We start from the raw sequence: 12,214 nt of genomic DNA on the forward strand, positions 1-12,214 counted from the left end.
CCCATCAAAACATTATCAACACTGGTGATTGAACGACCAGACAGCTAAACTCGAAGAATCTTACAACAAGCAGAGGTCGGTGTTATGGATTGTTTGTTTTGCAAAATTGTTGCGGGCGAAATCCCCGCACGCAAATTATATGAAGATGAACATGTCGTCGCCTTTCATGATATTGCAGGCCAAGCACCTGTACATTTTCTAGTAATTCCGAAAAAACATATCAGCATGCTGTCTGACTTGACCCCAGAAGATACTTTTGTAGCGGGACATATTCTCTATACGGCACAGCGTTTAGCTAAAGAGCAAGGCTGCGAAGAAGGCTTTCGCGTGGTGATGAACACCAACGAAATGGGCGGTCAAACTGTTTACCATATTCATATGCACGTGCTCGGCCAACGACAAATGAGCTGGCCACCAGGCTAGGCGTATACTGATAACGCTATAAAATATTAGGTAAGGTGCTGATCCTCCTTGCTGCACAGTTATTACGGCCATTTAACAGGAGCCTGCTATGTCCTCTCAACGCCACTACTCGCCCATTGATCGTTTGTTACTGCAAGCTGATGCGGCCCTGCGCACCTTAATTCCTAACAGCAGCCACGCGCACCGCCCATCACCCGCAGTACTAGAGCCGCAAAGTGCGTTAGACACAGAACAAACACGCCATATTGCAGGTTTAATGCGTATTAACCACACCGGTGAAGTCTGTGCTCAAGCGCTGTACCAAGGCCAAGCATTGACCGCCAGCCTGCCAGAGATTCGCGAAAAAATGGAACAAGCAGCCGAGGAAGAAATTGATCATTTAGTGTGGTGCGAGCAACGTATTCGCGAACTGGGCAGCCACACCAGTCTGCTCAATCCGTTGTTTTATGGCTTATCCTTTGCAATAGGTGCGACGGCTGGAGCGATCAGTGACAAAGTCAGTTTAGGTTTTGTTGCCGCTACTGAAGACCAGGTCTGTAAACACTTAGATGATCACCTGCAGCAAATCCCAGAAACAGATCGCAAGTCTCGTGCTATTTTAGAACAAATGCGCATCGATGAAGAACAGCACGCGACAAGTGCACTGGATGCAGGCGGCTATCGTTTCCCAGCGCCAGTTAAGCTGGGCATGAGTCTGATGGCAAAAGTGATGACCAGCAGCACCTACCGTATTTAGTCAGTAGAAAACCACTTAAAAAAAAGCGCTGATAATCAGCGCTTTTTTATTGACGTAGCAACGCTTAACGATTTGTTTGCGGCATATTACGCCCGTAAAAAATCTCTAGCATTTCATGGCGTAAACGCTCTTCTACATCACGGCGTTGCTCGTAGGATAGATTACGGGTGGCATCACCGAATAAATAATCATCCAAATCAAAGTTTTTCAACAACATCTTGGTATGAAACAAGTGCTCTTGATACACGTTCACATCAGTCATTTGATAGGCTGAGCGTGTATCTTCAGACAAGTAATTCTGAATCGAATTAATCTCGTGATCAATAAAGTGCTTACGCCCTTCAATATCGCGAGTAAAACCACGGACACGGTAATCAATCGTGACAATGTCAGAATCAAACTGGTGAATCAGGTAGTTCAGTGCTTTTAGCGGTGAAATCACTCCACAGGTTGATACATCAATATCAACACGGAAGGTCGCCAAACCATCCACCGGATGAATTTCCGGGTAGGTATGCACGGTAATATGGCTTTTATCCAAATGCGCCAGAATAATTTCTGGAAGAGGACCGGGTGATTCCTCAATTTGACTGGCAGTGGGTTCTACCGGCTCTTCTGAAATCAAGATCGTCACACTCGCGCCTTGCGGTTCGTAGTCTTGACGAGCAATATTCAAAATATTAGCGCCGATGATGTCAACAACATCAGTCAGTATTTGCGTTAAACGTTCAGCATCATATTCTTCATTGATATAGCCAACGTAGGCTTGCTGATCATCTGTCGTTCGCGCATAACTGATGTCATAAATATTAAAGCTCAAAGTCTTGGTGAGATTGTTGAACCCATGCAGCTTGAGTTTACTGGTCAACGTTAGATGCTCTTCATTGGTGCGGCGCAGCCGCGTTATCATGCACGCCGGTCAACTGTATTCAAAGTTACATCAATACAGTTGCGTAGGGCAGTTTTCACCTCTTCGCAATGCGATTCTGGTTTCCCTTACACACCCACTTAGTGTGTAGAAAAGGGGCGCGCCATTATGCAGAGCAAGACCTGTGGATGCTAGCTTTTAGCCAGAATAAATTAACAAATCTTGACCGCGGCTCTAAGCCAATTCAATAATTTCAAAACTGTGGGTAATCTCAACGCCGGCGCGCGCCAGCATAATCGATGCAGAACAGTATTTTTCCGCAGATAAATCAACCGCGCGTTTGACCACTGTTTCTTTTAAGTCAGTACCACTGACAATAAAATGCAGAGCAATTTTAGTAAACACCTTAGGCTCAACATCGGCCCGTTCAGCATCAATACGGACTTCACAATCACGTACAGCTTGGCGTGATTTTTTCAAAATACTGACCACATCAAAGTTACTGCAACCGCCTAAGCCCATCAATAACATTTCCATTGGACGTACGCCGACATTGCGTCCGCCGCTCTCTTCTGGGCCATCCATCACCACCGTGTGACCACTGCCTGACTCAGCTAAAAACATCGCCTGCTCAACCCACTTTACCCGCGCTTGCATAACCTATACTCCAATTGCTTACGGAAAAAAGGCAAGCTTACCACAGCCCTTAAAATCCCTCGCCTATAGGCAAAAAACCTAACTAATACTCTTTAATTACATCCCTATTACAACTGTTTAGTACCCTTGCGCAACCTAGGCTTAGCTTTATGATAAGTGCAACACACTTATAAAAACCAGAAGAATGATTGCTTTGCACTCTAAAGACCAGGTTCATTCTTGAGGCTATCGCATGGCTGTCATCAGCGCAAAAAGTAAAAACATCGAGAAAATTCTTCAACACTGTAATAAGCGTTATTACAGTAACAAAAGCAGCATTATTTGTGCAGGCGACCCTTGTGAATCATTGTTTTTTATTCTGCAAGGCTCCGTCACCATTCATATTGCAGGTAGCAATGATAAAGAAATTATTATGGCCTACTTAAACCCGGGTGACTTTTTTGGTGAAATGGGCTTATTTAGCTGCAGCACCTCTGAGCCACAGCGTAGTGCTGGGGTACGAGCAAAAACCGCCTGTGAGGTCGCGGAAATAAGTTATGAAAAGTTTCGTGAACTAAGCCAGCGTGACTCTGGGCTATTGCACACTCTGGGCAATCAAATGGCCGATCGCTTGCGCAACACTACACTTAAAGTCGGTGATCTCGCTTTTCTAGATGTCACCGGTCGCATTGCTAGTACCTTACTGGCGCTGTGCAAAGAACCCGATGCCATGACCCACCCTGACGGCATGCAAATCAAAATTACTCGTCAAGAGATTGGCCGCATTGTTGGCTGTTCGCGCGAGATGGTCGGGCGCGTATTGAAAAACCTTGAAGAACAAGGTTTAGTCGACGTGAATGGTAAAACCATGGTGGTGCTGGGCACCCGTTAAAGCTCTCGACTTGAGCTCCGAAGGCGTCTGCGTGATCCTACGCAGACGCCTGCTAACCTTAACGATGAACGGGGCGCTTTTGTAATTTACGCTGCAGAGTGCGCCTGTGCATACCCAAGGCACGGGCTGTCGCGGATATATTACCGTCATGTTCAGCTAACACGCGCTGGATATGCTCCCACTGCAAACGATCAACCGACATTGGATTCTCAGGAACCAGTGTGGCTAAATCAGCATGATCCGACAACAGCGCTACGAGAACATCATCGGCATCCGCCGGCTTGCATAAGTAATTGGATGCGCCTCGTTTAATCGCCTCAACTGCAGTGGTGATACTGGAGTAGCCAGTTAAAATCAGCACCTTCATCTCAGCATCTAACTCCAGTAACTTCGGCAGTAACACCAAGCCAGAGTCACCATCCATTTTCAGATCAAGCACCGCGTAATCCGGCAAATCAACTTTAGCTAAAGCTAAGCCCTCATCCGCAGAGCCGGCAATCGACACACGCAAACCGCGTCGTGACATCGCGCGTGCCATCACCCGAGTAAAGGTTTCATCATCATCCACCAACAACAAATGCGGCTGTTCTTCACCTTCAAATAGGTTTTCTTCAGTCACTTGTAACTCCTCGCTTAAAGCACTATATGCATCCGCGGTAAACGTAACTCCGTTAAAGTCCCACCGCCTTCTTGGTTATACAACTTTACCGTGCCGCCTGCACGAATAACGCTAATCTGGCTTAAAAACAGGCCTAAGCCAAAACCTTTGCCTTTCGTGGTAAAAAACGGTTTGCCCAACTGTTCAGCAATCGCCAAAGGCACACCTGCGCCATAATCACGGATAGTGATAACAATCGACTGCTGATCCCAGCCTAAACGAATCACTAAGTTGTCAGGACAGGCATCCGCTGCGTTATTGAGCAAATTAAGCAATGCCTGGCTTAAGTCCACCGCTGGCATCAAGGTTGGTGCCACACCAACACCGGTTAACTGATAACGATAAGTAGCCTCGGGACGCATCAAGTGCCAGCGGTGCAAAGCGGCTTCTAACCAGTCGACGACACTTTGCTCTTCAATGGTTTGCCGACGATCGGCTTCAGCCGCACGTACCAAGTGTTGCAAAGTACCCTTGCATAACTTCACTTGTTCTTGCAGTAGAGCTAAGTCATCTTGTAACTCTGCCTGCTCTCGGTATTCATGGCGCAACTCTGTCAGTAATACACTCATGGTTGATAGCGGCGTACTTAGCTCATGAGCAGCACCCGCCGCTTGCGTTGCCACCGCTAATAATTGCTGATCACGCATACTGTCTTCACGTCGCGCAGCACGTAACTGGTCTTGCTCGCGCACCGCTTCGGACATTTTCGAAACGAAAAATGTAATAAATGCCGCTGATAAAGCAAAATTCAGCCACATACCAAATAAATGCAGGGTAATCAGTAACTGCCCCACTTGTTCGCCCTGCAAATGTAAGGGTCGATACCAGATCAGTAATGCCGTATAGCCAGTCAAGGCCAAGCCACTCAGCACAATAGAATGCAGCCAAGGCAAGGTAGCGGCTGCAATCGTCAGCGGCACTAAGTAATACGCCACAAAAGGATTGGTCGATCCGCCCACATAATACAGCAAGCCACTGTGGATTAATAAATCCATGGCTAGGTGAATCGCAAACTCCAGCTCAGTCACCGGCCAACTGCCGCGCAAACGCAAACTGGTCAACACACACATGCTCAGCGATAGTGCCAATAACACCAGCAATGGTAACCACGCTAATGCGACCAAATCACTCATATAGGTAAAGCCGAGCGTACCTGCTTGTGCGGCCAGAACTAAAAGACGAATCCACGTCAACCGCCATAAATTCCGGCGACTTGCAGATAACAGCTGTATGGGTGCCAACATAACTTCTCCTTAACCTGCTATAGAGTATAACTGTCTGGCAGCAATCCACTGCACGCTGCGACTCATAGTCACATAAGCCGGTCTTAATGAACCTATATTCAGCTAAGCTGTCTTTTTATTTCATGCACAGGATGCACATGGAGTTTTTATGATCCAGTTTTTACGCGTCACACCTATCATTTTATTGATCAGCAGTCTCGCAACAAGCACTGCTGTACTGGCTAACGAACAAACTTACAATCAAATATCCTTGCGTGCCGAAGCGCATCAAGAGGTCGCTCACGATCAAATGCAAGTCACTTTGTATAGTGAAGCACAAGACACGGATCCTGCCCTTCTCGCCACTACAGTCACCAATGCACTCAATCAAGCGATTGATAAAGCCCGTTTACAACCGCAAATCAGCGTTAAACTGGGCAAACGTAGCAGTTACCCAATTCATGACAGTAAAGGTCAAAAAATCACTGGGTGGCGCGAACGTGCAGAAGTACGCTTAGAAAGTACCGATTTTTCTGCACTATCCTCGTTAACTGGTGAGCTTCTAAAAACTTTAAAAATGGCCAATATGCAATTTAGTATCGCCGCAGAAACTCGCATCAGCAGTGAAGACGAGTTGCTTAAACAAGCGATTAGCGCTTTCCAAGCCAGAGCCAAACTGGTCAGCGATGCGTTTGGTAGCACGCACTATAAAGTGGTGAATCTAAACTTAAACAGCAATGGCTTTTCACAGCCACCGATCTACGCGCGCTCCGCCAAGATGTTCTCATCCGGAATGGCTGAGCAAGAAAACGCAGTACCAGAAATTGAAGCGGGCAGCAGCCAAGTCAGCATTATTGCCGATGGCGTGATTGAGGTCGCTCTGCCTTAAACAGCCTGCGTGACAGGATGGCACACTATTCTGTGTCATCCTAATGAGTACCGGGCAATACTTCGTCACGAAAATGTCAGCAAAACGGAGAACCGTCCTTAGCTATTAAGACACGCAGATAGCTCAAACCAAGCCACATACGAATAGTAATAATTCTCAACTCTATTTACATTGCAGTTGCGAATGGTTAGCATGCGCAGCATTCTTATTTGGAGTTTGCTATGCGTATCCCTTTTGCTTATTCATTGCTTGCTTGTTCTATTCTCTGCACCAGCAGTCTTGCTCTAGCTGATCAATCCCCTGCTCAACTCGGCTCAACCGTAGTCAGTGCCTCAGGTTTTGAGCAAAAAATTACCGATGCGCCAGCCAGTATTTCAGTGGTGAGCAACGCCGACCTGCAAAAGAAACGCTACAGCAATCTCGCGCAAGCCTTAGATGATGTTGAAGGCATCGATGTTAAGCAAACCACTGGAAAAACTGGTGGCTTAAACATCAGCATGCGTGGCATGCCCAGCGATTACACGCTGATCTTGATTGATGGTCGTCGGCAAAACCCAGCGGGCAGTGTGACGCCGAACGGCTTTGGCGATACCTCCACCAGCTTTATGCCACCGATGTCAGCCATTGAGCGCATTGAAGTGATTCGCGGCCCAATGTCGACCCTGTATGGTTCCGATGCCATGGGCGGGATCATTAATATCATTACCAAAAAAGTCGGTAGTGAATGGAACGGTAGCGTCACCGCAGACTACACCTACCAAGAAGAACGTGATTTCGGCGATACCGGCGGCACCAGTTTTTACAGCAGCGGCCCGCTGATTGACGGCTTACTCGGCCTCAATGTACGCGGCAGCTTCTTTGATCGCCAAGCATCAGATCTAACCTACGGCAGCGGTATTAATGTCAGCAAACGCGGCCCTTCCCCAGTTGAAGGACAAAATTTCAACCTTGGCGCTCGTTTGAACTTCACCCCGCAAGATAATCATGACTTTGCTTTAGATTTTGAAAAAGGTCGGCAACGATACAATAACGATGACTGCCAACTGGGTACTTTAGATGGCAAAAAAGGTGGCGACGCGATCGATGGCTGTGCTGTTAACGATGCAAGCAAAGCCAATGGTTACAGTGATGAATTAAAGTTTGAGCGCACTCAATACGCCTTAACTCATACCGGTCGTTTTGATCTAGGGACGCTGGACAGTGCGATCACCTACAACACCACTGAAACCTTTGGCCGTAGCATTCCTGGCACCATTGGCACCGGTTATGTCGGTTTTCCTGACATTGTTGGCGGCGATAAACGCACCTTAAAATCCACTGATTTAGTTGTCGACACTAAGTTTGTCACAGCGCTCACCGACAATACGGTCAGCACCCTTGGCGGCCAGTACTGGGATGCCGAACTGGAAGATGGCATCGCCACCAAGAAGTTTAAGCAAGAGGCCGCTGCTGTCTTTGCCGAAAACGAATGGCACATGAGCGATGATCTAGCACTGACGTTGGGCGCGCGTTATGACCGCCATCAGGCGTTTGGCGGCCATACCAGTCCACGTGCGTACTTAGTTTGGAACACCAATGATAATTGGACACTGAAAGGCGGCGTGAGCAAAGGCTATAAGACCCCAAGTTTGAATGATCTACACAGTGGTATTAACGGCGTAACCGGTCAAGGTAAAACCACCACAATCGGCAATCCCAACTTAAAGCCAGAAACCAGTACCAGCACTGAATTTGGTATGTACTTTGATAACCTCGCTGGTTTCAATGCCAACGCCACAGTTTTCCATAACAAATTTAAAGATAAAATCGCCACAGGTAATCCTATTATCGATCCACTCTGCGCCGGTAACACGGGTGGCGAGTGCTCACAGAAAATCAACGTTGATGAAGCCATTACCCAAGGTTTTGAGCTGGCCGGTCGCTGGCAGTTTGCTGATGCTTGGAGCGTGAATGCCAATTACACCTTTACCGACAGCGAGCAAAAAAGCGGCAAAGATAAGGGCGAGCCTTTAACCAATACACCTAAGCACTTGGCTAACGCCAGCTTAAATTGGGCGACCACTGACAGACTTAATCTATGGCTGAAAAGTGAGTATCGCGGCGAACGCGCACGCTTCACCTCAAAATACGCCAACCTTGCCAACGCCAATGGCAGTTACTCCACCAGCCAATCCATTTATCAAAACCTTGGCAAGAACATGCAGGCTTATACCTTGCTCCACTTAGGCGGCTCTTATCAAGCCACCGAAGAGTTGTCTTTCAACGCAACCCTCTACAACCTGCTCAACAAAGACTTTGTTAAAGGTAAAAGTTACGCCACCTACAGTAATGCTGGCGTCGCTAACGGTATCGCTTACGGCACTGACTATACCCACTCCACTGCAGGCTCTTCAGGCACCATCGAAGAAGGCCGTCGTCTATGGATGTCAGCCACCTACGCGTTCTAACTTTCCACTCGTTTAAACACCACTCGCATGCAACATACGCGGGTGGTGTTTGCATCAGGTCTCCTTATGCGTCCTCCTGTTTGGCTCGGCACACTTAGGCAATGGCACTGGATCAGCTCGGCACTGTGCTTAGCTGGCATGCTGCTGTTTGCCGTCACCGGCATCACCCTGAATCACGCCAGCCAAATTAGTGCTAAACCGCTCATCGTTACCCTCGACAGCGTCTTGCCCAAACCATTACTCGCTGAACTGCAGCTCGCCGCGACACAGCAACAGATTCCCCGCTTGGCACAAGACTGGATTGAGCAGCAACTCCAGCAATCGATCAATCCAACCCATGCCGAGTGGTCTTCTGATGAGCTGTATTTAGCCTTACCACGCCCCGGTGGTGATGGCTGGTTCAGTATCGATTTAGACAGTGGCGAATTGCTTTATGAAAGCACTGATCGTGGCTGGATTGCTTATTTTAATGATCTGCATAAAGGCCGTCATAGCGGTGCGGCATGGTCGTGGTTTATCGACATTTTCGCTGGCATTTGCGTGCTATTTAGCTTCACTGGGCTGTGGTTGCTGACGCGGCAAACAAACATGCGCCCAAACACTTGGCCGGTCACCTTGGCAGGCTTGGTGATTCCACTACTCATCATGCTGTTATTTATTCATTAAGGAAGGATCGTTTCATGCTTAGAAAAGCCCTCGCTGCATGCGCGTTAGCCACCTGTTTACCAGTCAGTGCTGCTGATCTGAAAATTGAGTTAGACATACCTCGCCTCGAAGTTGCTGAATACCACCGTCCGTACGTCGCGCTGTGGATTGAGCAAGACAACCAGCATATTGCCAATTTAAATGTCTGGTATGACTTGAAAATGAAAGACAACGAAGGTGAGAAATGGCTCAAAGATATGCGTCAATGGTGGCGTCGCAGTGGCCGTAGCCTTGAGTTGCCAGTCGATGGCGTCAGCGGTGCAACACGCGCGGTGGGCACACACTCACTAAACTTTAACGGCGGCAGCGCTGCTTTACAGCAGCTCAAAGCCGGCGACTACGAGTTACTGGTTGAAGCGGCTCGCGAAGTCGGCGGGCGTGAAATTTTACGTATTCCTTTCAGCTGGCCACCGTCGCAAAAAGTCAGCGCAAAAGCCCAAGGCTCCAGCGAACTTGGTGCCATCAATCTCACCCTCATTCCTTAAGGAAACCTAACAATGAAACCTATGATCAAATGGACTGCACTGGCGTTAGCCATCTGCTTGCCGCTCAGCGCCCATGCCCACCGCGCATGGATGTTGCCTTCAGCGACAGTACTATCAGGCGATGAACCTTGGATTAGCGTTGATGCTGCAGTTTCCAATGATATTTTTTATTTTGAGCATTTCCCGCTACAAATCGAAGGAGTCGGTGAGCCCTTGGTGATGCCTGGGCAAACACCAGCAGGCAAAGATGCAAAACCAGCACCGGCACGCCCGCGTGCGCAATTGGAAATTATCCGTCCAGACGGCAGCTTAGCCAAACCCCTCTTTGCCAATACCGGCCGTTACCGCAGCACCTTCGATGTACAACTGGATCAAAAAGGTACATGGAAGTTAGCCATTGCTAACCAAGGTCTTTTTGCTCGTTACCAAGAAAATGGCGAAATGAAGCGCTGGTCAGGCAAAGCTGCAGATTTTGCCAAACAGGTGCCAAAGGATGCAGAAAAACTGCAAGTCACCGAAAGCGCCAGCCGCATGGAAGTTTTTGTCACGTCAGGCCAACCCTCTGAGCAAGTGCTTAAACCGACTAACAAGGGCTTAGAGCTGATCGCAAAAACCCACCCTAACGACCTCTTCGCCGGTGAAACAGCGCACTTTGCTTTTCTACTCGATGGTAAACCCGCCGCAAATTTAAAAGTCACGGTGATTGCTGAAGGGATTCGCTACCGCGACAGCCTCAACGAGATCGTACTGAGCACCGATAACAACGGCGCTTTTTCTATCACTTGGCCACAGGCTGGCATGTACTGGCTCGAAGCTGTGAGCACGCAAGCCATTACCAGCACAGAGTCACCGGCCACACAAAAACGTGCCAGCTACAGCGCCACTCTAGAAGTGTTGGCACCCTAAGTACCTATGTTTGAGATCGTTGCAGACCATAGCCGCCAGCTCATTGCTGCTGGCGTGCTACTGAGTTATTGCGGATGCTGCATCTGGACTTGGTATGGTTATCGCGCCAAGCAACGCACTATGTCTTACGCGACAGGGGATCTGCTCATTGTCTGGGCCAGTCAAAGTGGTAACGCCCAGCAACTTGCTGAGCAACTGCAGCAGCAACTCAGCCGAGCAGGGAAATCTGCAAGCTGTTTAGCTCTGGATCAGCTCAGTAGCAGCCTGCTGCAAAAAAGCACACAGATCATCTTTATCGTCAGCACCTTCGGCGAGGGTGAAGCGCCTGAACATGCGCGTCTATTCTTAAAAAATGTATCGACCGACTGTCATCTGCAGCACCTCAATATTCAGGTGCTCGGATTAGGCGATCGTCGTTATCCAGATTTTTGTAAATTTGCCGAACAACTGCAAGCACGCTTAGTCGCACAGGGTGCAAAATTAAGCTTACCCTTGATGACTGTCGACAATATGCAAGCAGAACAGCTGGCTCATTGGCAGCAACGTATGGCTGCACACTTTGCCATCGACACAATTGAGCCAAGCCAGTACCAACCCGTTTGGTTTAATGCCACTCTGCTTGAGCGCCAGCACCTCAACCCTTACAGCAACAGCCCTGGGCTCTATAAACTGCGCTTTCAAACCGCACACTGTGACTGGCAAGCTGGCGATACTGTGCGGGTACACCCCTTCAATGATCCAGCGTTCAGCAGCCGCGAATACTCCATTGCATCAAGCGCTACGAGTGGTTACTTAGAGCTGATCGTGCGCCTCAACTACGATGCTAAACAAACACCGGGGCAATGCTCAGGCTGGCTCTGTGAAACGCTAAGTCTTAACGACAGTATTGCCTTTAGCCTCTGCGGCAAGCCTAACTTTAACGCTGTAGAGCAACACAAACCGGCGATTTTCATTGGCGCTGGCAGCGGCTTGGCAGGCTTAAGAGCACACCTTGCCGAGCGGCCACAGTTCAGTCAAAACTGGCTGATTTTAGGCGAGCGCTGCCCGCGCACCGATCGACTGCTGCCTGAAGAATTACATCAATGGCAGCGCAGTCAGCACCTCACTTATCTTGATTACGCCTTTTCCCGCGATACAAATACACCCCGTTATGTGCAAGATTATCTAGATGAACAGCACCAGCGCTTACTCAGCTGGCTCGAACAAGGTGCGGTGATTTATGTCTGTGGCCGCTTGCAAGGGATGGGACGTGGCGTGCAAGAAACCTTGACGCAACTGCTCGGTGAAGAGCAGATGCAGAGCTTGCAGCAACAAGGACGTTATCGTACGGATCTATATTGAACAGG

The 12,214-nt window shown here is 48.6% G+C and carries 13 protein-coding genes; 9 read left to right on the forward strand and 4 right to left on the reverse strand.

Going from position 1 to position 12,214, the window contains the following annotated elements; translation table 11 throughout:
* Window positions 1-84 precede the first annotated feature (84 nt).
* Together JYJ62_RS14530 and coq7 are read left to right on the forward strand one after the other, a co-directional pair.
* The gene (locus JYJ62_RS14530) at window positions 85-423 is read left to right on the forward strand and encodes a histidine triad nucleotide-binding protein (protein WP_205342957.1); all 339 of its coding nucleotides are present in this window, start codon (window positions 85-87) and stop codon (window positions 421-423) included.
* 88 nt (window positions 424-511) lie between these two features.
* Complete coding sequence (gene coq7 / locus JYJ62_RS14535) at window positions 512-1,159, forward strand: 2-polyprenyl-3-methyl-6-methoxy-1,4-benzoquinone monooxygenase (protein ID WP_205342958.1); 648 nt, start codon at window positions 512-514, stop codon at window positions 1,157-1,159.
* A gap of 64 nt (window positions 1,160-1,223) precedes the next feature.
* On the opposite strand, the gene speD is transcribed toward coq7, so the two are convergent.
* Both speD and JYJ62_RS14545 read right to left on the reverse strand, forming a co-directional pair.
* On the reverse strand, window positions 1,224-2,027 hold the full coding sequence (speD, locus tag JYJ62_RS14540) for an adenosylmethionine decarboxylase (RefSeq protein ID WP_205343023.1): 804 nt from the start codon (window positions 2,025-2,027) through the stop codon (window positions 1,224-1,226).
* A 234-nt stretch (window positions 2,028-2,261) separates the two neighbouring features.
* Window positions 2,262-2,684, reverse strand: coding sequence for an OsmC family protein (locus JYJ62_RS14545; RefSeq protein WP_205342959.1), 423 nt, complete (start codon window positions 2,682-2,684; stop codon window positions 2,262-2,264).
* 232 nt (window positions 2,685-2,916) lie between these two features.
* Here JYJ62_RS14545 and crp point away from each other — a divergent pair, with 232 nt between their 5' ends.
* On the forward strand, window positions 2,917-3,555 hold the full coding sequence (gene crp / locus JYJ62_RS14550) for a cAMP-activated global transcriptional regulator CRP (protein ID WP_205342960.1): 639 nt from the start codon (window positions 2,917-2,919) through the stop codon (window positions 3,553-3,555).
* 58 nt (window positions 3,556-3,613) lie between these two features.
* Here the strand turns inward: crp and JYJ62_RS14555 are convergent, their stop codons facing one another.
* Window positions 3,614-4,174, reverse strand: coding sequence for a response regulator transcription factor (locus JYJ62_RS14555; RefSeq protein ID WP_205342961.1), 561 nt, complete (start codon window positions 4,172-4,174; stop codon window positions 3,614-3,616).
* A 14-nt stretch (window positions 4,175-4,188) separates the two neighbouring features.
* Window positions 4,189-5,457, reverse strand: coding sequence for an ATP-binding protein (locus JYJ62_RS14560; protein ID WP_205342962.1), 1,269 nt, complete (start codon window positions 5,455-5,457; stop codon window positions 4,189-4,191).
* Between the two features lie 148 nt (window positions 5,458-5,605).
* Here JYJ62_RS14560 and JYJ62_RS14565 point away from each other — a divergent pair, with 148 nt between their 5' ends.
* The 6 genes from JYJ62_RS14565 to JYJ62_RS14590 all read left to right on the forward strand — a co-directional run bounded on the left by JYJ62_RS14565 (window position 5,606) and on the right by JYJ62_RS14590 (window position 12,209).
* Window positions 5,606-6,325, forward strand: coding sequence for an SIMPL domain-containing protein (locus tag JYJ62_RS14565; RefSeq protein WP_205342963.1), 720 nt, complete (start codon window positions 5,606-5,608; stop codon window positions 6,323-6,325).
* Between the two features lie 221 nt (window positions 6,326-6,546).
* Window positions 6,547-8,772 carry a TonB-dependent receptor domain-containing protein gene (locus JYJ62_RS14570; RefSeq protein WP_205342964.1) on the forward strand — a complete coding sequence of 742 codons (2,226 nt, stop codon included), beginning with the start codon at window positions 6,547-6,549 and terminating at the stop codon, window positions 8,770-8,772.
* Window positions 8,773-8,838: 66 nt separating this feature from the next.
* Window positions 8,839-9,438: a PepSY-associated TM helix domain-containing protein gene (locus tag JYJ62_RS14575; protein ID WP_205342965.1), complete on the forward strand. Its 600-nt coding sequence runs from the start codon at window positions 8,839-8,841 to the stop codon at window positions 9,436-9,438.
* 14 nt (window positions 9,439-9,452) lie between these two features.
* A complete protein-coding gene (locus JYJ62_RS14580; RefSeq protein ID WP_205342966.1) occupies window positions 9,453-9,962 on the forward strand; it encodes a DUF2271 domain-containing protein in 510 nt (169 codons plus the stop codon).
* A gap of 12 nt (window positions 9,963-9,974) precedes the next feature.
* Window positions 9,975-10,868: a DUF4198 domain-containing protein gene (locus JYJ62_RS14585; RefSeq protein ID WP_205342967.1), complete on the forward strand. Its 894-nt coding sequence runs from the start codon at window positions 9,975-9,977 to the stop codon at window positions 10,866-10,868.
* Between the two features lie 120 nt (window positions 10,869-10,988).
* Complete coding sequence (locus JYJ62_RS14590) at window positions 10,989-12,209, forward strand: NADPH cytochrome P450 oxidoreductase family protein (RefSeq protein WP_205342968.1); 1,221 nt, start codon at window positions 10,989-10,991, stop codon at window positions 12,207-12,209.
* Window positions 12,210-12,214: the final 5 nt, after the last annotated feature.

It is taken from the genome of Denitrificimonas caeni (assembly GCF_905120345.1).
GTDB classification, from domain to species: domain Bacteria; phylum Pseudomonadota; class Gammaproteobacteria; order Pseudomonadales; family Pseudomonadaceae; genus Denitrificimonas; species Denitrificimonas caeni_A.

What these genes read in the sequence shown, in the direction of transcription:
- JYJ62_RS14580 (WP_205342966.1), top strand. Translation starts at nt 9,453, where the DNA reads ATGCTTAGAAAAGCCCTCGCTGCATGCGCGTTAGCCACCTGTTTACCA.
- JYJ62_RS14560 (WP_205342962.1), bottom strand. Translation starts at nt 5,457, where the DNA reads ATGTTGGCACCCATACAGCTGTTATCTGCAAGTCGCCGGAATTTATGG.
- coq7 (WP_205342958.1), top strand. Translation starts at nt 512, where the DNA reads ATGTCCTCTCAACGCCACTACTCGCCCATTGATCGTTTGTTACTGCAA.
- JYJ62_RS14575 (WP_205342965.1), top strand. Translation starts at nt 8,839, where the DNA reads ATGCGTCCTCCTGTTTGGCTCGGCACACTTAGGCAATGGCACTGGATC.
- JYJ62_RS14530 (WP_205342957.1), top strand. Translation starts at nt 85, where the DNA reads ATGGATTGTTTGTTTTGCAAAATTGTTGCGGGCGAAATCCCCGCACGC.
- JYJ62_RS14590 (WP_205342968.1), top strand. Translation starts at nt 10,989, where the DNA reads ATGTCTTACGCGACAGGGGATCTGCTCATTGTCTGGGCCAGTCAAAGT.
- JYJ62_RS14545 (WP_205342959.1), bottom strand. Translation starts at nt 2,684, where the DNA reads ATGCAAGCGCGGGTAAAGTGGGTTGAGCAGGCGATGTTTTTAGCTGAG.
- JYJ62_RS14570 (WP_205342964.1), top strand. Translation starts at nt 6,547, where the DNA reads ATGCGTATCCCTTTTGCTTATTCATTGCTTGCTTGTTCTATTCTCTGC.
- JYJ62_RS14565 (WP_205342963.1), top strand. Translation starts at nt 5,606, where the DNA reads ATGATCCAGTTTTTACGCGTCACACCTATCATTTTATTGATCAGCAGT.
- JYJ62_RS14585 (WP_205342967.1), top strand. Translation starts at nt 9,975, where the DNA reads ATGAAACCTATGATCAAATGGACTGCACTGGCGTTAGCCATCTGCTTG.
- crp (WP_205342960.1), top strand. Translation starts at nt 2,917, where the DNA reads ATGGCTGTCATCAGCGCAAAAAGTAAAAACATCGAGAAAATTCTTCAA.